This window comes from Methylobacterium sp. Gmos3 (assembly GCF_056430985.1).
Genome location: NZ_JBWJYL010000001.1, coordinates 481809 through 503496, shown reverse-complemented (window position 1 = coordinate 503496; position 21688 = coordinate 481809). Strand labels below are relative to the sequence as shown.

The window sequence follows — 21688 nt, the reverse complement described above, 5'->3', positions numbered from 1 at the left end:
ACGCCGTTGTCCGTCTCTCCACTGGAACTGCGGCCGAGGCGGCGCAAATGTCTCAGGCCGCGGCGGATCGGTCCCCGGCCGGGGGACGATTCAACCGGTAGGACGGTTGCCGGATCGCGCCCTTGCCCTCATGATCGGGCCACACCCGATCGTGAGATAGCGCGAGGCTAGAGCCGCCGCCGATGCCAGATGTCCATGCCGGCTCCTACAAGGAAGCGATCCTGTTCCTCGTGACGGCGGGGATCGTGGTCCCGCTCTTCCACCGGCTGCGAATCTCCCCGGTGCTCGGCTTCATCGGGGCGGGGGCCCTGCTCGGCCCGTTCGGCCTCGGCCGCCTGGCTCCCCAATGGCCCACGTTCCATCTCTTCACCATCGGCAACCGGACCGAGATCGCGCACCTCGCCGAGTTCGGCGTGATCTTCCTGATGTTCATGATCGGCATCGAGTTGTCGTGGGAGCGGCTGCGGACCCTGCGCCGTCTCGTCTTCGGCCTCGGCTCCCTTCAGGTCGGCTGCTCGACGCTCATTCTCGGCGCCATCCTCTACGGGCTCGACGTGCCGCTGACCGGCGCGGTGATCGTCGGCATCGGCCTCGCCCTCTCCTCCACGGCGGTGGTGCTGCCGGTGCTGGCCGAACAGCGGCGGCTCAACACGCCGACCGGCCGGGCGAGCTTCGCCGCGCTGCTGTTCCAGGACCTCGCGGTGGCCCCGGTCCTGTTCGCCATCGCCGTGCTCGGCCAGGATACGGGGGCCGACAAGGGCCTCGCCCTGGCGCTCGCCCTCGGGCAGGCGGCGGTGGCGCTGGTGCTGATCGTGGTGGCCGGGCGCCTCGCCCTGCGCCCGCTGTTCCAGCTGGTGGCGCGTACCCGCTCCACCGAGCTGTTCATGGCGGCCTGCCTCCTCGTCATCGTCGGGACGGCGCTGACGGCGGCGGCGAGCGGCCTCTCGATGACGCTCGGCGCCTTCGTCGCTGGGCTGCTGCTGGCCGAAACCGAATACCGCCGGGCGATCGAGGCGACCATCGATCCGTTCAAGGGCCTCCTGCTCGGGGTGTTCTTCGTCTCGGTGGGGATGAACCTCGATCCGGCCCAGCTCATGGCCTCGCCCGGAGCGATCCTCGGCCTGTCGCTGGCCCTCGTGCTGATCAAGGCCGGCGTCGTGGTGATGGCCGGGCCGGTGCTCGGCCTGTCGCGGGCCGTGTCGCTGGAAGCCGCCCTCCTCCTCGGGCCGGGGGGCGAGTTCGCCTTCGTGCTGATCGGCGGCGCCATGGCGACCGGCCTCGTGCCGGAGGAGGTCGGGGCGGCGGCGCTGATCGTCACCACGGTGACGATGATCCTCATCCCGGCCTTGGCCAGTCTCGGCCGCCGGATCGGCCGGCACGCGGCCACCACCACGCGGGGGCAGATCGAGGCCGAGCCCCTGCCCGAGAAGATCGAGAACCGCGTCATCATCGCGGGCTACGGCCGCGTCGGGCGGCAGGTCGGCGAGATGCTGGCCCGCCACCGCATCCCGTATCTCGCCCTCGATTCCGACGCGGCCCGCGTCGCCGAGCAGCGGCGGAGCGGGGCGCCGGTGTATTTCGGCGATTCCGGCAACGTCGAGATCCTGCGCCGCAGCGGCATCGACACCGCCCGCGCCCTGGTCGTGACCCTCGATACGCCCCGCTCGGTCGAGGAGGCGGTGATGGCGGCGCGCGGCGAGCGGCCGGACCTGACCATCGTCGCCCGTGCCCGCGACGCGCGGCACGCGAGCGCGCTCTACGAACTCGGCGTAGACGACGCCGTGCCCGAGACGATCGAGGCCTCGCTGCAATTGTCGGAAGCCGTGCTGGTGGATGTCGGGGTGCCGATGGGCCTCGTGATCGCCTCGATCCACGAGCGGCGGGACGAGTACCGGACGTTGCTCAAGAAGCGTGAGAACGAGGCGAAGCCGATCTTCCGCGCGCGGCGGACGGTGGGGAAGGCCCTGCGCACCGAGCCGGACAAGGCGCCCGCGCCCCGTGTGGAGAAAGCGGCGGGCCAATCGGCCTAGAGTCGCACTCGAACGAGTCGGTTCAGCCAGCCTTTTCCAGATCTTCCCCTCATCCTGAGGTGCCGTCGCGAAGCGGCGGCCTCGAAGGAGGGCTCCAGGGATCGCGCGGCAGGCTGGAGCCCTCCTTCGAGGCCCGCTGACGCGGGCACCTCAGGATGAGGTGAGTGTGTGGGGCCGCCTCACCATGATCGGTCGCTGCTCCAGTGCATCGATCCAGGCGAAGGCCTCAGCCGTGTCTGGAAAATTTCCGCCTCTCCCTCGTCGCTTCGCGGTGCTCGCAAAGACGGCGATCCAACAATGGCAGCCCCCGCTCAGGCCGGGGGCGGGGCCGCCTCCTCCCGCGCGGCGCTCCGGCGCGGGGCGCGGGCCCGGGCGACCGGCTCGTAGCCTTCCGCGAAGCTGCACCGGTAGGTGATCTCGTCCGGCGCGCCGAGCCCCGTCACCAGGGGCACGGTGACGGTGTCCCCCTGGAAGCGCCAGCCGCGCGCGCCCTTGTCCCAGTAGAGCCAGACGGTGCCCGGATAGCCGCGCAGGCTGAACACCGCCGCCTTCTTCGACAGCGCCTGCACCGCCCGCGGCGCATACATGCCCCGGTCCCGGTAAGCCGCCCGCGTCGCTTCGGGCTGCCGGTCCATAAAGGTGTTGCGCACCACTTGAATCGTTGCGCCCGGCTTCGCTAGAAACCGCTTGAACTCAGGTAAACTACGCAGGATGACCGCCACGGCAGGTCTCCTCGACACCGGCTCCCGCCCGCAGGATCGCGGACGCACCACCGTTCGGGATGAGTTGGGGTGATTCCCGTGACGGTTTAAGTGACTACGCGAGTCTCGCTCGGCAGGATATCAACAGGAATCGGGACTTATACCCAGATTCAGGCCTTAGATGCCGAGTCCTGGCCCCCGAACCCCCTCCGAAAGTCTTCCGCAGCGCGGCAATTCACTTCAGGCCAAGCCATCAAGACTCTGGCGTGATTCGCCCCGATTCGGCGGTTGCGGCGCGAAGAGCCTCGCGGCGGTGCGAGACCTTTCTACGCACTTGACCCCGGCGCGAGGCTCGCGCGTTGTCAGGCCATGCTGCTCCAGTTCTTCACGGCCCTGCGCGACGCGAAGGTGCCCGTCACCCTCAAGGAGTATCTCGTCCTGCTGGGCGCGCTGGACCGCGACCTGCCGGACAAGAGCGTCGAGGAATTCTACTTCCTGTCGCGCACTGCGCTGGTGAAGGACGAGACGCATCTCGACCGGTTCGACCGGGTGTTCGGCACGGTGTTCAAGGGGCTCGCGACCGTCGGCGAGGCGGTGGAGGCGGTGCCGATCCCCGAGGAATGGCTGCGCAAGCTCGCGGAGAAGTACCTCACCGACGAGGAGAAGGCGCAGCTCCAGGCCCTCGGCTGGGACAAGCTGTTCGAGACGCTGAAGCAGCGCCTCGCCGAGCAGAAGGGCCGCCACCAGGGCGGCTCCAAATGGATCGGCACGGGCGGCACCTCCCCCTTCGGCGCCTACGGCTACAACCCGGAGGGAATCCGCATCGGGCAGGACGGGAACCGCAACTTCCGGGCGGTGAAGGTCTGGGACCGCCGCGATTTCCGCGACCTCGACGACGACGCCGAGATCGGCGCCCGCACCATGCGCCTCGCGCTAAGGCGCCTGCGCCGCTTCGCCCGCACCGGCGCGGCGGACGAACTCGACCTCGACGGCACGATCCGGGAGAGCGCCCGCCAGGGTTACATCGACGTGAAGATGCGGCCCGAGCGGCGCAACGCCGTGAAGGTGCTGCTCTTCCTCGATGTCGGCGGCTCGATGGACTGGCACGTGGAGCAGGCGCAGGCGCTGTTCTCCGCCGCGCGGTCGGAGTTCAAGCACCTCGTCCACTTCTACTTCCACAACTGCGTCTACGAGGGCGTGTGGACCGAGAACGCCCGGCGCCACGACGGGCGCACGCCCCTCGCCGACGTGATCCGTACCTATGGCAGCGATTATCGCCTCGTCTTCGTCGGCGACGCCTCCATGAGCCCCTACGAGATCGCCGTGCCGGGGGGCTCGGTGGAGCATTGGAACGAGGAGGCCGGCGCCGTGTGGCTCGGGCGGCTCCTCGATCATTTCCACAAGGCGGCGTGGCTCAACCCCGTGCCGGAGACCCATTGGGCCTACACGCAGTCGATCGGGATGGTGCAGCGCCTGATGGCGGGGCGGATGTTCCCGCTGACCCTCGAGGGGCTCGACGCCGCCGCCCGCGCCCTGGTGCGCTGAGGCGCGGCCTCAGCCCTGCTGGGCGGGGGTCGCGACCTTCAGGCCGTCGAGGTCCGGCGAGATCTTGATCTGGCAGGAGAGGCGGGAATTCTCGCGCACGTCGGTGGCGAAATCGAGCATGTCCTGCTCCATGTCCTGGGCCTTGCCCACGACGGCGATCCAGGCATCGTCGACATAGACGTGGCAGGTGGCGCAGGCGCAGGCGCCGCCGCATTCCGCGTCGATGCCGGGCACGTTGTTGCGCAGAGCCGTCTCCATCACGGTGGCGCCGACGCTGCCCTCGACGGTGCGTTCCGTCCCGGCGTGATCGACGTAGGTGATCTTGGGCATGCTCTCGCTCCTCGTGCGCGCCGGGCCGCGTGGCGGCTCGACGGACGGCGGTGACTGATTGGCGGCTCGCAGGGCGGAAAGCAAGCGGATCGAGGCCTTTGGACGCGACGCCGAGGGGCGACCTTTCGAAGCCTCAGGCTTCCTCGATCTCCGCCACGGCGTCCCGGATCGCCTCCTCCAGGGCCGCGACCGTCCCCTCGGCCCCCGCCGCGCCCGCCCGGAGCCCGGCCTCGGCCTCGCCGGCGAGGCGCTGGACCCGGACGGCGCCGAGCCCCGCCGCCGCGCCGCGCAGGGTGTGGGCGATGTCCGCCCGGCGTCCGGCCGGCAGAGACCGATCGGTGAGGGAGGGCAGCAGGCGGCGGCACTCGCCGGCGAACAGGGCGAGCACCTCGCGGGCGAGGTCGGCATCCCCGCCGGTCTGGGCATCGAGGGCGTCGCGGTCGATCTCTGCCATCGGACACCCCCGCAATCCACATGGTATCGCCCGCGCGGTCACGCCCCGCCTCGCGATTCCGCTCGGTCCCTGGCACGATAGCGGCGCCCACCGGGCCGGTCGCGGTAACCATTCGGTTAATGTTACCTGGGGGCGGTCTCCCGCGCGCCTATCGGAGCAGGGTGCCGAACTTTAGGCTCGGGTGGTAAACGGGAAGTTGCGTCTTCGGCATGCAAGTGCCGGACCCGTGCGTGTGAGGCGTTTCATGGCGACGGAAAAGAAGCTGAAGGATCCGGCCGAGGCCGCTCTGTCAGCCATCGAGCAGGCCCTGAGCCTGGACGCTCTGATGCGCGACGGCGGCGTGCGGTCGGAGCCCCGGCTCCCGGATGTCGGCGACACCGATCCCCTGCTCGAAGGCGGGCGCGACGCTTCCGGCCGCCTGCCCCCGCCCCGGCTCGACATCGAGCGCCCGCCGGGCGGCCCGACCCCGCTGATGCAGGATCCGCTCCTCGCCTCGGACCTGCCCTCCCCCGATTTCGACCGGCCCCGCCGCGAGGGCGGCCTGCTCCCGCCCGACCGCTCGCTGGTGGCCAACGACGACCGGCGCAACATCGGCATCCTGCAGCAGACCCTGCGGGTGCGGCCCTCGCGCAAGCCCTACATCGTCGCGTCCCTCGCCGGCCTCGCCTGGATCGCGGCGCTCGGCGGCGTCGCGTGGTCGCAATCGGGCGGCGACCTCGCGGGCTTCGTGCGCGGCTTGCCGCCGCTCCAGGCCATGGGCGCCGTCGCGGCGCTCTTCGGGCCGGCGATCCTGTTCATCGTCGCGGCGATGCTCGCCCTGCGCGCCCAGGAGATGCGCCTCGTCGCCCGCGCGGTCGGCGAGGTCGCGGTACGCCTCGCGGAGCCGGAGGGCTTCTCGACGGATGCCGTGCTGACCATGTCGCAGACGGTCCGCCGCGAGGTCGCGGCGGTGGGCGACGGCGTCGAGCGCGCCTTGGCCCGGGCGGGCGAACTGGAGACCCTGGTGCGCGGCGAGATCGCCACCCTGGAGCGCGCCTATTCCGACAACGAGATCCGCATCCGCTCGCTGGTCGATGAGCTGGTCGCGCAGCGCGAGGCCATCGTCACCAATGCCGAGCGGGTGCGCGGCGCCATCGCCGGCTCGCACACGAACCTCACCCAGGAACTCGACGGCGCGGCCCAGCGCATCGTCGCGGCCCTCGACGGCGCCGGCGAGCGCGTGACCGGCGCCCTCGACGCGCGCGGCCTCGCCATCACCGCCTCGCTGGGCGAGGTGGGCGAGCGCGTCACCGGCCTGATGAGCGAGCGCGGCGACACGCTGATCGAGCGCCTGTCGCAGACGGGTTCGGGCGTGCGCGAGAGCCTGGAAGGCGTCGGCGCGGAGCTCGTGCGCGGCTTCGAGGAGAAGGCGGTCGCCCTCACCGGCTCGTTCGAGGCGACGGGGCAGGCCCTCACCGGGCGGCTCGCGGAGAGCGCGGGCAAGGTCGGGGAAACCCTGGCCGAGACCGGCGCCGGCGTCGGCGCGGCCATCGAGCGCCAGGGGCAGGCGGTGCGGGAGAGCTTCGAGCGCTCCGCGTCGAACCTGGAAAGTGCCTTCCTGACCCGCGGCACCGAGCTGACCGACCGCTTCGCCGCCACGGGGGCCGAGATCACCGGCCGCTTCTCCGAGGTCGGCGCGGCCTTCGCGCAGGACCTGTCGGGCCGGGGCACGGCGCTGCGCGCCGAGATCGAGACGGCGGGCCGCGACATCGTCGGCGCCATCGCCAAGAGCGGCCAGGCGGCGCAGGACACCCTCGCCCAGGCGGCGGACGGCGCGGCGGCGACCCTCTTCGCCTGCGCCGACACGGCGCGCGACGACATCGTCGCCGCCGCCGAGCGGATCGGCGAGGCCGTCACCGGACGCGGCGGCGATCTGGCCGGGCGGATGGAGGGCATCGTCGGCCGCCTGCACGAGACCATCGCCGTCGAGGGGTCCGGCCTCGAGAGCCGCCTCGACGCGGCGGCCGAGCGGGCGAGCGGGCTCGTGTCGAGCCGGGCACGGGAAGCCGCCGAGACCCTGGAAGCCGCGTTCTCCACCCTGGGCCGGGGCTTCGAGAGCGGCGCGGGCGATGCCGTGCGCAGCCTGCGCACCAGCGTCGAGTACCTGTCCGGTGAGATCGACGGTCGCGCCACCGAGGCGGCCGAGGCCATCCGCGCGGCGGCCGCCGATGCGGGTGCCGTGGCGCAGACCCGCGTCGCCGAGGCCGCCACGCGCCTCACCGAGAGCCTGGGCACGCTGCGCACCGCGTCGGCCGAGGTCACGGGGGCCGTCGAGGCGGAATCCGCCATCCTGCTCACCCGCTTCCGCGAGGCCGCCGAGCGGGCGACCGAGGAACTGAGCACGCGTGGCGGGGCCGCCGTCAAGGAAGTCCGCAGCGCCCTGGAAGGGCTCGACCGGGAGCTCGCCGCCCGCACCAGCGCCACGACCGGCGCCCTGGAGCGCGCCGCCGCGCAGGTGGCGTCCGACCTGTCGACCCGCCTCGGCGAGATCGAGTCCTCCTTCGGCGCCCATGGGCGCGACGTGGCCGAGCTGCTCTCCACCCACGCGGAGGAGACCCACGCCCGCATCGCCGGCACCGGCCGCGACATCGTGCTGGCCGTGGCGAGCCAGGGCGCGCGTATCGCCGACAGCCTCGGCCGCAGCGGCGACACCTTCGCCGAAACCGCCGACGGGCGGGTCAAGGTCATCGAGGAGGTGCTGGGCAGCCGCCTCGCCGCCCTGCAGGAGACCATCGCCCGGGGCGACATCCTCGCCGACCGGATCGGCCGCGACACCGCCGCCCTCGGCGAGACCGTCGGCAACCAGCTGGACGAGGTCACGCGCCTGCTCTCCGACCGGGGCCAGGCCGTGGCCGAGACCATCGCGGGCCACGCCCGCGAGGCCGGCAGCCTGATCGAGACCCATCTCGGCTCCCTGGAGGAGCGGTCGGCCCGGCACACGGCCGAGGTCGCCAAGCGTACCGCCGAGTTGGCCGAGACCATGGCCACCCTCGTCGGCCAGCTCGACGGGCAGATCGGCCACCGCACCACCGCCCTCACCGAAACCCTGACGGCCCGCACGGCCGCGCTCACGGAGGCGCTCACCGCCCAGGCCGCCACGCTGGACGGCACCCTCGCGAAGCGCGCCGCCGCCCTGGACGAGGCCCTGTCCGCCCGCACGGGCGAGATGGCCCGGATCGTCGAGGACGGCGGTCGCGGCCTCGTGGAATCCGTCGATTCCCACCTCGCCGCCGCCGCCCGCGACTTCGAGGCCCGCTCCGCCGGTTTCGGCGCCGAGGTCGAGCGCCGCACCGGCGAGATCGCCCGCGCCCTGGATACCGGCGCCGAGCGGTTCGACGGCACCGTCCTGCGCCGCCTGGAGGAGATCGGCGCGACTCTGGAAGAGCGCGCCCGCCTCGTGGACGAGAGCTTCGGCTCGCAGGCCTTCGAGGCGATCCGCCTGATCGAGGCGCGCACCCGCGCCGTCGACGCGGAGCTGACCCAGCGCACCCGCGATCTCGTGGAGGCGATCGAGACCCGCACGGGCGGGCTCGACGCGGCCATGGCCGAGCGCATCGCCGCCCTGACCGGCGCCGTCGAGGAGCGCACCCGCGCCCTCGACACCTCGCTCGCGGCCCGCGCGGAGGAGATCGCGGCCCTCGTGGACGAGCGCGCCACCGCCGCCGACACCGCCCTGTCGGCCCGCACCGACGCGGTGCGCGCCGCCTTCGCCGAACGCTCCGACCTGCTCGGTCGCCTCATCGACGAGCGCACCGAGGCGATGTCGAAGGAGCTGGACGAGAAGGGCCGGACGGTGTTCGGCGTCATCGGCAACCGCATCACCGAACTCGCCCGCCTGTTCGACAGCGGCAGCAGCTCGCTCGCCGAACTCATCGACAACCGGGGCGAGGGCGTCCTCGCCAAGCTCCAGCAGACCATCGCTGACGCCGAGCGGATGCTCGAGGAGGGCGAGGGCCGCCTCGGCCACACCCTGGCGAGCCGCACGGGCGACATCAGCGGCCTGCTGGACGAGGGCGTGCGCACCGTCCACGGCCTGCTCGACGACCGCACCAACCAGATCCGCACCATGCTGGACGGGCACGCCCGCACCCTGGTCGAGACGCTCGACGGGCGCACGGGTCCCCTCAGCGAGGCCCTGGACGGCCGTGGCCGCGAACTCGTCACGGCCCTGGAAGGCGCCCTCACGGGAGCGGCCGGAGCGCTGGAGAGCCGGACCGAGGCCCTGGGCAACCTGTTCGACGCCCGCCTCGGGCGGTTGGAGGATCTGGTCGAGGGCCGGGGCACCCGCCTCGCCGAGACGCTGGATGCCCGCGCCGAGGGCCTTCGCGCCCTGTTCGAGGAGGCCCAGGCCACCCTCGACGCGGCCGTCGAGGGCGGCAGCGGACGCTTCGCCGCCTCCGTCGACGAGCGCCTTCAGACCCTGCGCAGCCTGCTGGAGGAAGCGCCCGCCGCTGTGGCGGCGCTGGTCGAGACCCGCGAGCGCCAGCTCGCCGCGACCCTCGACAGCCGCACCCAGCGCCTTCGCGCCCTGTTCGAGGAGGCCCAGGACGGTCTGCGCGACCTCGTGGAGACCCGCGGCGGCGACATCGCCCAGGCGATCGCCACCCAGACCGACGAGCTGCGCACGATGCTCAACGCGGCGCCCGGCGGCATGGCCGACCTGTTCGATGCCCGCCTCACGGCCCTGCAGACCACCTTCGACGAGGCCCGCGCGGCCATCGACGGGCTCCTCGACAGCCGCAGCCGCGGCCTGATCGAGGCCGCCGATGATCGGGTCGGCGCCCTCACCGAGGTGTTCGAGACCCGTCTGCGCGACCTCGACGGGGTCGTGGAGGGCCGCACGCAGGACCTCACCCGCGAGGTCGATGCCCGCGCGGATGCCTTCACCCAGCGGATCGACACCCGCATCCAGCGCTTCGCGCATCTCGTCGGCCAGCGCGCCGACGCCCTCGCCACGGCGTTCGACGAGCGCCACGACGCCTTCGCCGGCCTCATGGACGAGCGCACCGCCGGCCTGGGCGCCGCCCTGGACGAGCGGGCGCGGATCCACGCGGAGCAGGTCGAGGCCCACACGGCGGCTCTCGCCGCGACCCTGGCCGCTCGCGAGGCGTCGCTGGCCGCCCTCATCGACCAGCGTGCCGAGGCGATGGGCATGGGCTTCGAGCGCCGCGCCAACGCCCTCGGCTCCCTGGTGGACGCCCGTGGCGAGGCCCTGGCCCGCCGCCTCGCCGAGAGCGCCGAGACCCTGGTCCGGGCCATCGAGGAACGGGGCGGCGCCCTGCTCGACAGCCTCAACGCCAGCGGCCACGCTGTCGGCACCGACCTCGAAAGCTATGTCGCGCGGTTCAGCGCGGCGGTGGACGGCCCGATGCGCGACCTCGCCGATGCCCTGTCCGAACGGGCCGGGACCATCGAGCGGGTGCTGGAGGAGACCGGCCTGCCGCTGGCCGAGGCCCTGCGCACCAGCACGGAGCGCCTCGCCGTCCAGACCCGCGCCTCGGCCGACATCCTCCGCGCGGCGGTGGACGAGGGGGCGGCCCGGACGCTGGCCGACCTCGCCGAGACCAACGACCGGCTCACCCGCGAACTCGGCGGCGTGATCGTGCGCGTCGAGAGCGCCAACGCGGCCCTGTCCGGCCTCGTGGCGGGGGCCGACTCGAACCTCGGCTCCATCGAGCGCAACCTGTCTGGCCGTCTGACTCAGATCCGCGCCGAACTGGAGCGCGTCGCCGCCGAGACCGACCGGGCCGGGGCCGACGTCTCGACCCAGGTCGCGGCGCTGCGCGAGGCTTCGGAAGGCGCCCTGCGCGAGGCGAACGGCCTCGCCCGCAGCCTCGACGGTGCGGCGACCTCCCTCGACGCGGTCGAGACCCGTCTCGCCGCCGCGCTCACCGAGCGGGAGCGGGCGCTCGCCACCGCCATGGCCGAGTTCGAGGCCCGGGCCGAGACCCTGGAATCGCGCGGTTCGGCCTTCGCCGGCCAGATCGACAAGATCCTGCGCGAGGCCGAGACCCGGGCGCGGTCGCTCACCGACACCCTCGCCCGCTCCGCCGAGAGCGCGGGCGCGCAGGTGACGGGGGCCTTCGCCGGCCTCAAGGACGAGGCCGGGGCCGAGGCCGAGAAGGCCGCCGCCGGGGTGCGCGAAGCCCTCGACGCGGCCTCCCGCGAGATGCGGGAGGGCCTGGAGGAGGCGCAGACCAGGTTCGGGGAATCGGTGACGAGCCTGCGCGAGATGGCGTCGTCCATCCGCAGCGAGCTCGAATCCACCCGCGCCGACCTCGCGCGCGGCGTCCTCGAACTGCCGCGCGAGACGCAGGACGCGGCCGGCGAGATGCGCCGGGTCGTGTCGGACCAGATCAAGGCCCTCAACGAGCTGTCGGCCCTGGTCACCCGCACCGGCCGCGCGGTGGATGTCGCGCAGCCCATCGCCCAGTCGCAGCGGCGCGTGGCGGAGGGCGGAAGCCGCTCGCTCGCGGCGCCCGCCGCGTCTCCGGCAGCCCCCGCCGCGCCGGCTCCCACCGCCGCCGCGCCGAGCGCGGCTCCGGTTCAGGCTCCGGCTCCCGCCTCGACGCCCCGCCCGACCTCGGTGCGCAGCGAGACGCGCCCCGTCGCGCCGCGCCCGGTCAACCCGGCCCCCGCCTCGGGAGCGGGCAACAACAAGAAGGGCTGGCTCTCCGACCTCCTCACCCGCGCCTCGCTGGATGACGACGAGGAGAACCCGGCCGCGACCGCTCCGGCCACCCCGGCCCGCGCCGCGCCGGCTCCGACCCCGGCACCGGCCGCCTCCCCAGCCCCGCGCAACGGGAAGCCCGCCGCCGAGACCGGCCGGATCGCCCTCGACACGATCTCCACCGACATCGCGCGGATGATCGAGCACCGCACCGCCGTCGATCTGTGGGAGCGGTACCGCCGGGGCGAGCCGAACCTGTTCACGCCGCGCATCTACACGGCGCAGGGACAGACGACCTTCACCGAGATCCAGCGGCGCTACCGCTCGGATCAGGAGTTCCGGCGCAGCGTCGACCGCTACGTGAGCGAGTTCGAGCGCCTGCTCGGCGACGTGGTGAAGAACGACCCCGACGCGAAGCGGACCGACGCCTACCTCACCTCCGAGACGGGCAAGGTCTACACGATGCTGGCCCATGCCAGCGGGCGCTTCGAGGGGGCGTGAGCGAGACGGGACCGCGCGCCCCAAGGCGCGCGGTCCTCGTGCATCGATCCGGACGAAGGCGTCAGCCGTGTCTGGGAAAATTGATGCAAAAACAAGGGGCTAGGGGAGAGACGCAGGAACGGAGTGAGTGCGTCGCTGCCCTAGAGAAGGCCGAGGGCGGCCAGTTCCCGCCTGAGCTTTTCCGGCATCTCGCCGACGTCGCCGTCGAGCCCCGCGCCGAGATCGGCCGGGGCGTCGCCCGGCGCGAGGTAGCGCCAGCCCTGGAACGGGCGGCAGGGCCGGGGCACCACCGGCACCAGGGGCGGCGCGAGCACGATCCGGCAGCGGGGAATCCCGTCCTCGCCGGTCAACGGCTCGAGGGCGACGATGGCTTGGCGGCAGCACAGGCTTCCCCGGATCACCCAGAAGATCGAGCCCTTGCCCGCAATCTCCTTGTGCCGCTTGGGCAGGGTCCGCGTGACATGGACCGGGTTGGCGGGTTGGCTCGCCTGTCGCGCGGCGAGATCGGCGATGGAGGCCGGGCCGACACTGAGCTTGATGAGGTGCAGGGCCACTTGATCGAGGGGGCTGACGCGGCTGGGCGCCCCCTATACCGGCTCCGACCGGCTCAGGCGAAGAGGGCGAGGCGCTTCTCGGCGGGTTCGGCGTCGAGCCCGTCCAGGCTCATCGGCACCGGCTCGGTGAGGGCGAAGGTGAACAGGGCGTCGCCGGGCTCCTCCACCCAATGCACCTGAGCGGGATCGAGCTCCGGCTCCGGCTCCGGCTCCGGCGCAGCCTCCGCGACGGGCGGCGCCGGCTGCGGCGGGGTCGACACGGGGACGAACACGATGTCCTCGTGCAGGGCCGGGCTCCCCGGCTGCGCGACGATGGCCGCCGCCGTCATGGCCGGCACGGACATGGCGATGTAGCGGTCCACGTCGATCTGGCAGAGATCCTCGTCGATGGGCTTGGCGCCCTCGGCCGTCTCCGGCGGCGGGGGCACCCGCGCGATCTCGTCGCCCCAGATCGCGATCATCGAGGCGATCCGGTCCTCCAGGTAGCGGAGGGTGTAGATGATCCGCGCGGTGCGCTGCGCGGTGAGATCCTGGAACGAGCAGGCCGTGTAGATCGCGGTCGCGTGGCGGTCGAGGGCCTCGCAGGTCTCCGGCTCGACGTTGCGCTCGCGCAGGGTCCAGGCCGCCTCCTGCACCGCCTCGGCGGCGCCGAGGATGTCCGAGGTCGCCTGCTCGGTCGCCCGCACGATGGCGTCGAGCGCCTGCGAGGCGGAGGTGAGGCGGGTCTGGTCGCCGCCGGGGCCGCTGATCGCCGAGATTTCCGACTTGGTCCGGCTGATCGCCTCGGCCATCTCCATCAGGTCGCCGCGGAGGTTCCCTACCGCGTCGACGGCGCGCTCGGCCGTGACGCTGCGCTCCAGCCGCTCGATGGCGGTGAGAACCGTCGTCAACTCCTCGGCGCGGGCGCGGCGGGCGTGCTCGGCGAGGAAGTGCTGGCCGCGCTCGCTGGCGCCGATCGTCGCCTCGATCGCCGCGTATTCGGCGGCATCGATCGCGTGGGCGCTGGGCAGACCGGACATCGACGGCGCTTCCGACAGGGGCGCCCGGCGGGGCGACGACCCCGCGCTCGGCGCATCCCGAACCGCGCGACATTGACAGACGTGGTTTAACGGGCGCTTACGAGGGTCCCTTCCTACAACTTCTTGTCCCGTGCCCGCTTCCCCCGGCGCGCTGCGCCTGTCGCTGCTCTACGCCGTCGTCTTCACCGAGATCGGCATCGCCATGCCGTTCATGCCGGTCTGGCTCGCCGCGCTCGGTCTCGACGCGGGGGTGATCGGGCTGCTGCTGGCGCTGCCCATCGCCACGCGGATCGTCGCCACGGCGCCGTTGATGGGGCTGATCGACCGGGGGCTGGGCGCGCGGCGGCTGATCGTGGCCGGCAGCTTCGGCGTCGCGGCAACCTATGCCGCCATGGCGCCCGCTTCCGGGTTCGGCTGGCCCGCGCTCGCGGTGCTGACCGTGCTGAACGCGGTCGCCGCCGCGCCGCTCGTGCCCTCCATCGATTACCTGACACTGGCCGCCGCGCGGCGGGATTCCCGCCTCGCCTATTCGCGGATCCGCATGGCAGGCTCGGTCGCCTTCCTCCTCGCGAACCTCGCGGGCGGGGCGCTGCTCGCGGCGCTGGGCGGCAAGCTCGCCGTGCCGGTGCTGCTCACCGGCCTCGCCCTGATCGCCGGCTTCACCGCCCTCCGCGACCGCACGCCGTCCGAGGCGCCCCGCCGGGCGGCGGACGGGAAAGGCCCGCCCCTGCCCCGGCGGCTATGGCTGTGCATCGGCGCCGCCGCCGCGATCCAGGCGGGGCACGCGGCGGTCTACGGCTTCGGCAGCATCTTCTGGACCGCGCGCGGCCTCTCCGCGACGCAGGTCGGCGCCCTGTGGGCGACGGGCGTGCTGGCCGAGATCGTCCTGTTCGCGGCGGCCCCTCGCCTGCCCGCCTCCTGGCGCGGGCCGGTGCCGCTCCTCGTCCTCGGCGGGGCGGCGGGCATCCTGCGGGCGGTGGGGCTCTATCTGGTGGGCGACCGGATGGAGACGCTGGTGCCGTTGCAGGTCCTGCACGGGCTCACCTTCGGCGCGACGCAGCTCGGGGCGATGGAGGCGGTGTCGTCCCTGTCGCCGGAGGGGTCGCGGGGCCGGGCGCAGGGCACCCTCTCGGCGGTGAATGCGGGCATCGCCGTCACCGCGACGCTGGCGAGCGGGCTCGTCTACCGCGAGGCGGGACCGCTGGCCTTCCTCGCCATGGCGCCGCTCTCGGCCTGCGGCGTCGCCCTGGCGCTCGCGGCGGCACGGGAGAGAAAGCGTCAACCGTAATGTCGTCATAACCGTGGCGCAGCATGGCGTTTCACGACGGCGTGTCCTCCCGCACGGACGGGGCGGGGCAAGCCAGGCCTTACGGTGCGCTCCCGGCGCAGGAGCGGCATCGATCGTTGAGGGACGCGCCGGTGAAGGAGTTCCACGTTTGCTGACCGAAGGGCTCGCGCCCGGCACGGCATCGCTGACGGAGGCGGCTGACGGGCGGTTGCGGCTCGGCGGTCGCTGGACCGCCGATCAGGCGCCGGCCGTGGAGGCCGCGGCCGCCCGGATCGCGGCGGGCGCTTCCTCGCGCCTCGTGGTCGACCTCGGCGAGGTCGAGCGGCTCGACACCCTCGGCGCCTGGGTGCTGGAGCGGACCCGCGCGGAGATCGAAGCCTCGGGCGGCACCCTCGCCTATCTCGGCACGCGGCCCGAGCACCGGACGCTCCTCGGCGAGGTGGTGATCCGGGGCGAGCCGCCGGCCTCCGCCCCGCGCCTGCGCTTTCCCCTCTCGCTCCTCGACGGGCTCGGCCGGCAGGTCGTGCGCGGGGCCAAGGAATTCGGCACCGGCATCGCCTTCCTCGGAGAGGTCGTGGCGGCCTGCGCCCGCGTCGCCCTGCGCCCGGGCAGCTTCCGGGGCACCGCGCTCGTCAACCAAGTCCAGCAGATGGCGCTGAACGGCACGCCGATCATCGTGCTGATCTCGTTCCTCGTCGGCGGCATCGTGGCGCAGCAGGGCATCTTCCAGCTCCAGCGGTTCGGGGCGCAGACCTTCGTTGTGAACCTGATCGGCCTGCTGATCCTGCGCGAACTCGGGGTGCTCCTCACCGCGATCATGGTGGCGGGCCGCTCCGGCTCGGCCATCACCGCCGAGATCGGCTCGATGCGGATGCGCGAGGAGGTCGATGCCCTGCGGGTCATGGGTCTCGACACCACCGAGATCCTGATCGTGCCCCGCGTCCTGGCGCTGATGATCAGCCTGCCGATGCTGACCCTGCTCGGCGACCTCGCGGCGCTGGCCGGCGGCGGCCTGACCGCGATGCTCTACGGCGGGTTGACCCTCGACCAGTTCCTCGCGCGGCTGCAGGCGGCGGTGGGCGTGCACCACGTCGTGGTCGGCCTCGTCAAGGCGCCGTTCATGGCGCTCACCATCGGGCTCATCGCCACCATCGAGGGATTCGCCGTCGAGGGCTCGGCCGAGTCCCTCGGACGCCGCGTCACCGCCTCGGTGGTGAAATCCATCTTCATGGTCATCGTCCTCGATGGCCTGTTCGCGGTGTTCTTCGCCGCCGTCGACTTCTGAGACCCATGCGGCTGATCTCATCCACCCCGTCATCGCGAGCGCAGCGAACCGCCCCACGGCGGCGGGCCGTCTCAGGGCGTGGCGCTGCCCTGGGTCGCTTCGCTGCGCTCGCAAGGACGGGGGCCGGGCGATGACCGACAGCCAGGACACCATCATCCGCGTGCGCGACCTCGTGGTCGGGTTCCGCGACAAGACGATCCTGAAGGGGCTCAACCTCGACATCCGCCGGGGGGAGATCCTGGGCTTCGTCGGGCCGTCCGGGCAGGGCAAGTCGGTGCTCACGCGCACGATCCTCGGCCTCGTGCCGAAGCGCTCGGGCACGATCGAGGTGTTCGGCCAGGACGTGGACGGCCTCACTTATGCCGAGCGGCGGCGGATGGAGACCCGCTGGGGCGTGCTGTTCCAGCAGGGCGCCCTGTTCTCCGCCCTCACGGTGAAGCAGAACATCCAGGTGCCGATGCGCGAGCACCTGAAGCTCTCCGACCGGCTCCTCGACGAGTTCGCCCGGCTCAAGATCGAGATGGTCGGCCTGAAGCCCGACGCCGCCGACAAGCTCCCCTCCGAACTCTCGGGCGGCATGATCAAGCGGGCGGCGCTGGCGCGCTCCCTGGCGCTCGACCCGGAGATCCTGTTCCTCGACGAGCCGACCTCGGGCCTCGATCCGATCGGCGCGGGCGAGTTCGACGACCTCGTCTCCACCCTCAAGGAGACGCTGGGCCTGACCGTGTTCATGGTCACGCACGACCTCGACAGCCTCTACACCGCCTGCGACCGCATCGCGGCGCTGGGCGACGGCCAGATCATCGCCGCCGGGACGGTGGAGGAGATGCTGGAAAACCCCCATCCCTGGTTGCGCTCGTATTTCCACGGCAAGCGCGCCCGCGCCGTCGCGGGCGGGCCCTCGGCCGCGCGCGCGCCGCACCAGGATTCCCTCGCCGCAGCGACCGGAGGCTGACCTCATGGAAACCCGCGCGAACTACGCCCTGATCGGGGCCTTCACCCTCGCCGTCATCCTGGCGGGCTTCGGCTTCACCCTGTGGATCGCGGGCGGCTCGTCCCGGCAGGTGAGCGAGCAGGTGCGCATCGTCTTCTCCGGCTCGGTCGGCGGCCTGTCGCGCGGATCGAGCGTGACCTTCAACGGCATCAAGGTCGGCGAGGTCACGGACATCCACCTCGCCCCGCAGGACCCGCGCCGGGTGCTCGCCATGGTCAAGGTCGAGCCCTCGACGCCGCTCAAGTCCGACACCCGCGCCCGACTCGATTCGGCGATGCTGACCGGCGTCTCGGTCATCGCGCTGACCGGCGGCGACGCCGACGCGCCGCCCCTGAAGCCCGGCGCCAACGGCGAGCCGGCGACGATCTTCGCCCAGACCTCCGACATGCAGGACATGATGGCGCTCGCCCGGCAGGTGGCGCAGCGGGCGGACGACATGCTCTCGCACCTCGACCGGCTGGTCGCGGGCAACGAGGGGGCGATCTCCCGGACGCTGGCCAACGTCGAGACCTTCTCGAAGACCCTGGCCGACGCGGCGCCGGCCATGTCGTCGCTGGTGAAGGCGGTGGACGGCAACCGCGTCGTCCGGGTGATCGACAACGCCGACAAGTTCTCCGCGGCGCTGGCGAATTCCGCCCCCGACATCCAGGCCGGCCTCCACGACGCCCGCTCGCTCGCGGCCAAGCTCGACGCCTCGGCCGACCGGATCGACGCGGTGCTGAAGGGTGCCGAGGGCTTCCTCGGCTCGGCCTCCGGCAAGGAGGGGACGAGCACCTTCGTGGAGATTCGCGAGGCGGCGATCTCCGTCCGCGACGCGGGACGCGCCTTCCGCACCATGTCGGAGAATCTCGACAAGCGCACCGCCAGCATGTCCACGAGTTTCGGCCGGCTCTCCGGCACCGGACGGCGCGAGGTCGAGGCCCTCTCCGGCGACGGGCAGCGGACGCTGGGCGCCCTCAATCGCACCGTGCGCAGCCTGGAAAAGGACCCCTCGCAGGTCATTTTCGGCGGCAAGCCGTCGTTGCCTGAATACAACGGTGGTCGTTGACTTAGGCCCCAAGGCCACGTTTGTGCTGAGTCGCACTGCAGCCTTTGGATGACGGCGTAGTTTTGGCTGCAAAGCTTTGGTGACCTGCCGGCTCGCGTCGGCAGGCTCGATTAGGTTGTATGCATGATCCGTTCGGTCCTTCCGGCCGCGAGCCTGCTGGCGACCGCCCTGCTGGGCGGCTGCGCCGGCGGCGCAGCGCCCCTGACCTTCGACCTCGCCGCCCTGCCGGCGGGCGGTCGGCCCGTGGCGTCGGGGCGGGCGATCGTGGTGTCGGAACCCGTGGGGATCCAGCCCTTCGAGGCGGACCGGATCATCGTGCGCGAGGGCGGCGGCTCCTTGTCCTTCCTCGGTGGCGGCCAATGGGCCGACCGTCTGCCGCGCCTGATCCAGACGCGGATCATCCAGAGCCTGGAGAATGCCGGGCGGCTGCGCTCGGTGAGCCGTCCGGGCGACAAGGTGACGGCCGATTACCAGTTGATCAGCGAGATCCGCGCCTTCGACATCCAGACCGCCACGGGCGAGGCGGTGGTGGACCTGTCGCTCAAGCTGGTGGCGGACGGCACGGGCCGCGTCGCGGCGGCGCGGATCTTCACGGCGCGCGTGCCCGTGGCCTCGGTCGATGCCGGCTCCGGCGCCCGCGCCCTCGACCAAGCCCTCGTCTCCGTGCTGGCCGACATCGTGCGCTGGGTGAACACCGGGCGGTAAGTCACCGGCACCACACGTCTTTGCGAGCGTAGCGAAGCAACCCAGGGAAGCGCCTTGTCCGGAAGCGGCCCGCCGCCCCTGGATTGCTTCGCTGCGCTCGCAATGACGGGGCGGGTGGGAGGAGGGTTATCCCTCACTCCATCACGGCGGCCTTCATGATCACGACCATGGTGGCCCGCCCCGGGCCCTCGGCGCAGCGCACGAGATGCGGCCGGTCGCAGCGGTAGCGCAGGGTCTCGCCGGGCCGCGCCCGCTGGAGCGCGCCGCCGACCTCGACCTCGAACACGCCCTCCGTCACCGACAGCGATTCCACCGAGCCGCGCTGATGCGGGTCGGAATCGAGCACGCCGCCGGGATCGGCGCTGACCTCGTACCATTGCAGCCATTCGACGGTTTTGATCCAGCCGACGATGGCGAGCCGCACCTTGCCGTCCTCGGAGAGGAGGATCGGCGTGTCGGCGCGGGAGGTCTTCTCGATGAAGGGCTCCTCGTCGCCCGCCGCCAGGACCCGCTCGATGGACACATCCAGGGCCTGGGAGAGGCGCCAGATGGTGGCGAGCGTCGGGTTGGTCTCGTTGCGCTCGATCTGGCTGATGATCGACTTGGCGACGCCGGATTGTTCCGCGAGATCCGAAAGGGACAGGTTGTAGGCCTTGCGCAGGCGCTGGATCGTCTTGCCGAGCTGCCCCGACAGGACCTGCGCCCCCGTCAGCAGGTCGCGCGTCCTGCCGACCTTCTCAACTCGGTCCCCTTGTCGGTCCGCCTGCCGTTCCGCCTGATCCCGCATGGCCCTTCGATCCGCCCGGCCGTTCCGTTCATCGAACGATCGTACGCTTCTTCAAACGCAAACGGATGACGGGCGCAAGGTTTCGGCGGCGGCGATGCACATCAGCCGCGCTCGCCCCACCAGGCGTGGAAGTGGTGGACCGGCCCGTGGCCGCCGCCGATCGCCAGCTGGTCGGCGGCCTGGATCGCGGCGGTGAGATAGTCCTTCGCCGCCGCGACGGCCTCGGGCAGGGGCAGGCCCCGTGCCAGCAAGGCGGCGATGGCCGCCGAGAGGGTGCAGCCGGTGCCATGGGTGTTGCGGGTCTCGACGCGCGGCGCGGCGAAGCGGCGCTCGAAGCCATCGGCGGCGGCGAGGAAATCCACGCTCTCCGGGCCGGTCCCGTGACCGCCCTTCACCAGCACCGCCCTCGCCCCGAGCGCGACCAAGCGCTGCGCCAGGACGGCGCCGTCCATCTCGCTGTCGTCGCCGAGGAGCACGGCGGCTTCGGGGAGGTTGGGCGTCACGAGGTCGACCTGCGGCAGCAGGCGCTCGCGCAGGACGGCCACCGCCTCGTCGGCGATCAGCCGGTCGCCGCTGGTGGCGACCATCACCGGATCGAGCACCACCGGAATGCCGCCCGCGTGCCGGGCGAGCCCCTCGGCCACGGCGGCGATCACCTCCGGCCGGGACAGCATCCCGATCTTCACCGCGCCGACCGTCAGGTCGGAGAACACGCTGTCGATCTGCCGCGTGACGAACGCCGCCGGCACCTCGTGGATGGCCTGGACGCCGCGCGTGTTCTGCGCGGTGAGGGCGGTGACGACGCTGGCGCCGTAGACGCCGAGCGCGGAGAAGGTCTTGAGATCGGCCTGGATGCCGGCGCCGCCGCCGGAATCCGAGCCCGCCACCGTGACCGCGATGGCCGTCATCGGGGGGCTCCGCGCTCCGCGAGGGCGTCGTCGATCAGCCCGCGCAGGTGGCGGGCGTTCTGGCGCACAGGCTCGGCGCCAAACAGGGACGAGATGACGGCGACCCCGTCCGCCCCCGCCGCGATCACCTGCGCCGCGTTCCCGGCGTCGATGCCGGCGATGGCCCCGACCGGCAGGCCCGGCCCCCGCGCCAGCCGCGCCCGGAACAGGATCCGTGACAGGCCGTCGAGGCCGACCGGCGGGTCCGGGTTGTCCTTGCTCGTCGTGGCGAAGACCCCGCCGATGCAGGCGTAATCCACCGGGAGCCGGTAGAGTTCGTCCGCATGGGCGGCCGTCTTCACGGTGATGCCGATGATCGCCTGCGGCCCCAGCAGCCGCCGCGCATCGGCCGGGTGCAGGTCCGATTGGCCGAGATGCACCCCGTCCGCCCCCGCCGCCAGGGCGAGGTCGACGCGGTCGTTCACGAGGAGCGGAACCCGCCCGCCGAGCGCCGCGCGGATCGCCCGCAGGCGCTCGACGGTGGCGCGGGCGTCGGCGATGTCCTTCTCGCGGTATTGGAGCAGGGTGCAGCCGCCCGCCACCGCCTCGGCGCCGAGGCGGCCCAATGCCGCGCCGTCGCTGCCGCTCACGCCGGTATCCAGGAGCCCGTAGAGCCGCAGGTCCACATTCCGCGCTCCGGCCTGTGCCCTGCCCGTCATCCCGCCCGGCTCCATCCCCGCCTCCACCCGCGAAGGCGCCCGCCCCGCGCGGACGCCCTGCGACTTGATGGTGTTTGGGTGCCGGAAGCTGGCTTGGCAAGGTGCCTCGGCAAGCTGCCGTTGCAGCCCGCC

The 21688-nt window shown here is 72.6% G+C and carries 16 protein-coding genes; 8 read left to right on the top strand and 8 right to left on the bottom strand.

Annotated elements, in window-relative coordinates:
• The first annotated feature begins 182 nt into the window (after window positions 1-182).
• Entirely contained in the window at window positions 183-2030 is a 1848-nt protein-coding gene (locus ACS5Q7_RS02405) for a cation:proton antiporter domain-containing protein (RefSeq protein ID WP_478337816.1), read from the top strand.
• Between the two features lie 311 nt (window positions 2031-2341).
• Here ACS5Q7_RS02405 and ACS5Q7_RS02400 read toward each other — a convergent pair whose 3' ends face one another.
• Window positions 2342-2752 (bottom strand): hypothetical protein, encoded by a 411-nt coding sequence (locus ACS5Q7_RS02400; RefSeq protein WP_478337815.1) that lies wholly within the window; start codon window positions 2750-2752, stop codon window positions 2342-2344.
• A gap of 348 nt (window positions 2753-3100) precedes the next feature.
• Here ACS5Q7_RS02400 and ACS5Q7_RS02395 point away from each other — a divergent pair, with 348 nt between their 5' ends.
• On the top strand, window positions 3101-4276 hold the full coding sequence (locus ACS5Q7_RS02395) for a vWA domain-containing protein (RefSeq protein ID WP_478337814.1): 1176 nt from the start codon (window positions 3101-3103) through the stop codon (window positions 4274-4276).
• Window positions 4277-4285: 9 nt separating this feature from the next.
• On the opposite strand, the gene ACS5Q7_RS02390 is transcribed toward ACS5Q7_RS02395, so the two are convergent.
• Together ACS5Q7_RS02390 and ACS5Q7_RS02385 are read right to left on the bottom strand one after the other, a co-directional pair.
• Window positions 4286-4606 (bottom strand): 2Fe-2S iron-sulfur cluster-binding protein, encoded by a 321-nt coding sequence (locus ACS5Q7_RS02390; RefSeq protein ID WP_478337813.1) that lies wholly within the window; start codon window positions 4604-4606, stop codon window positions 4286-4288.
• Between the two features lie 133 nt (window positions 4607-4739).
• Window positions 4740-5060: an Hpt domain-containing protein gene (locus ACS5Q7_RS02385; RefSeq protein ID WP_478337812.1), complete on the bottom strand. Its 321-nt coding sequence runs from the start codon at window positions 5058-5060 to the stop codon at window positions 4740-4742.
• A gap of 244 nt (window positions 5061-5304) precedes the next feature.
• On the opposite strand from ACS5Q7_RS02385, the gene ACS5Q7_RS02380 reads away from it, so the two are divergent.
• Complete coding sequence (locus ACS5Q7_RS02380; protein ID WP_478337811.1) at window positions 5305-12270, top strand: apolipoprotein A-IV repeat region-like domain-containing protein; 6966 nt, start codon at window positions 5305-5307, stop codon at window positions 12268-12270.
• Between the two features lie 140 nt (window positions 12271-12410).
• Here the strand turns inward: ACS5Q7_RS02380 and ACS5Q7_RS02375 are convergent, their stop codons facing one another.
• On the bottom strand, window positions 12411-12824 hold the full coding sequence (locus ACS5Q7_RS02375) for a DUF1489 family protein (protein ID WP_478337810.1): 414 nt from the start codon (window positions 12822-12824) through the stop codon (window positions 12411-12413).
• A gap of 53 nt (window positions 12825-12877) precedes the next feature.
• Window positions 12878-13843 (bottom strand): hypothetical protein, encoded by a 966-nt coding sequence (locus ACS5Q7_RS02370; protein ID WP_478337809.1) that lies wholly within the window; start codon window positions 13841-13843, stop codon window positions 12878-12880.
• Between the two features lie 130 nt (window positions 13844-13973).
• Between ACS5Q7_RS02370 and ACS5Q7_RS02365 the strand changes: the two genes are divergently transcribed.
• From ACS5Q7_RS02365 to ACS5Q7_RS02345, 5 genes are all read left to right on the top strand, one after another.
• Window positions 13974-15131, top strand: a complete 1158-nt coding sequence (locus ACS5Q7_RS02365) for an MFS transporter (protein WP_478337808.1) — start codon at window positions 13974-13976, stop codon at window positions 15129-15131.
• Window positions 15132-15279: 148 nt separating this feature from the next.
• Window positions 15280-16416, top strand: a complete 1137-nt coding sequence (locus ACS5Q7_RS02360) for an ABC transporter permease (RefSeq protein ID WP_478337807.1) — start codon at window positions 15280-15282, stop codon at window positions 16414-16416.
• Window positions 16417-16546: 130 nt separating this feature from the next.
• Window positions 16547-17371: an ABC transporter ATP-binding protein gene (locus tag ACS5Q7_RS02355; RefSeq protein ID WP_478337806.1), complete on the top strand. Its 825-nt coding sequence runs from the start codon at window positions 16547-16549 to the stop codon at window positions 17369-17371.
• A gap of 4 nt (window positions 17372-17375) precedes the next feature.
• Window positions 17376-18458 (top strand): MlaD family protein, encoded by a 1083-nt coding sequence (locus ACS5Q7_RS02350; protein WP_478337805.1) that lies wholly within the window; start codon window positions 17376-17378, stop codon window positions 18456-18458.
• A gap of 123 nt (window positions 18459-18581) precedes the next feature.
• Window positions 18582-19163 carry an ABC-type transport auxiliary lipoprotein family protein gene (locus ACS5Q7_RS02345; protein WP_478337804.1) on the top strand — a complete coding sequence of 194 codons (582 nt, stop codon included), beginning with the start codon at window positions 18582-18584 and terminating at the stop codon, window positions 19161-19163.
• Between the two features lie 133 nt (window positions 19164-19296).
• Here the strand turns inward: ACS5Q7_RS02345 and ACS5Q7_RS02340 are convergent, their stop codons facing one another.
• The 3 genes from ACS5Q7_RS02340 to thiE form a co-directional block, all read right to left on the bottom strand.
• A complete protein-coding gene (locus ACS5Q7_RS02340) occupies window positions 19297-19950 on the bottom strand; it encodes a helix-turn-helix domain-containing protein (protein ID WP_478337803.1) in 654 nt (217 codons plus the stop codon).
• A gap of 101 nt (window positions 19951-20051) precedes the next feature.
• On the bottom strand, window positions 20052-20858 hold the full coding sequence (thiD, locus tag ACS5Q7_RS02335; RefSeq protein WP_478337802.1) for a bifunctional hydroxymethylpyrimidine kinase/phosphomethylpyrimidine kinase: 807 nt from the start codon (window positions 20856-20858) through the stop codon (window positions 20052-20054).
• Window positions 20855-21556: a thiamine phosphate synthase gene (thiE, locus tag ACS5Q7_RS02330; RefSeq protein ID WP_478337801.1), complete on the bottom strand. Its 702-nt coding sequence runs from the start codon at window positions 21554-21556 to the stop codon at window positions 20855-20857. Before thiE ends, thiD begins: the two co-directional genes overlap by 4 nt.
• Window positions 21557-21688: the final 132 nt, after the last annotated feature.

Coding starts and splice junctions, on each gene's coding strand:
- ACS5Q7_RS02405 (WP_478337816.1), top strand. CDS start 183: ATGCCAGATGTCCATGCCGGCTCCTACAAGGAAGCGATCCTGTTCCTC.
- ACS5Q7_RS02395 (WP_478337814.1), top strand. CDS start 3,101: ATGCTGCTCCAGTTCTTCACGGCCCTGCGCGACGCGAAGGTGCCCGTC.
- ACS5Q7_RS02390 (WP_478337813.1), bottom strand. CDS start 4,606: ATGCCCAAGATCACCTACGTCGATCACGCCGGGACGGAACGCACCGTC.
- ACS5Q7_RS02385 (WP_478337812.1), bottom strand. CDS start 5,060: ATGGCAGAGATCGACCGCGACGCCCTCGATGCCCAGACCGGCGGGGAT.
- ACS5Q7_RS02380 (WP_478337811.1), top strand. CDS start 5,305: ATGGCGACGGAAAAGAAGCTGAAGGATCCGGCCGAGGCCGCTCTGTCA.
- ACS5Q7_RS02370 (WP_478337809.1), bottom strand. CDS start 13,843: ATGTCCGGTCTGCCCAGCGCCCACGCGATCGATGCCGCCGAATACGCG.
- ACS5Q7_RS02355 (WP_478337806.1), top strand. CDS start 16,547: ATGACCGACAGCCAGGACACCATCATCCGCGTGCGCGACCTCGTGGTC.
- ACS5Q7_RS02350 (WP_478337805.1), top strand. CDS start 17,376: ATGGAAACCCGCGCGAACTACGCCCTGATCGGGGCCTTCACCCTCGCC.
- ACS5Q7_RS02345 (WP_478337804.1), top strand. CDS start 18,582: ATGATCCGTTCGGTCCTTCCGGCCGCGAGCCTGCTGGCGACCGCCCTG.
- ACS5Q7_RS02340 (WP_478337803.1), bottom strand. CDS start 19,950: ATGCGGGATCAGGCGGAACGGCAGGCGGACCGACAAGGGGACCGAGTT.
- thiD (WP_478337802.1), bottom strand. CDS start 20,858: ATGACGGCCATCGCGGTCACGGTGGCGGGCTCGGATTCCGGCGGCGGC.
- thiE (WP_478337801.1), bottom strand. CDS start 21,556: ATGACGGGCAGGGCACAGGCCGGAGCGCGGAATGTGGACCTGCGGCTC.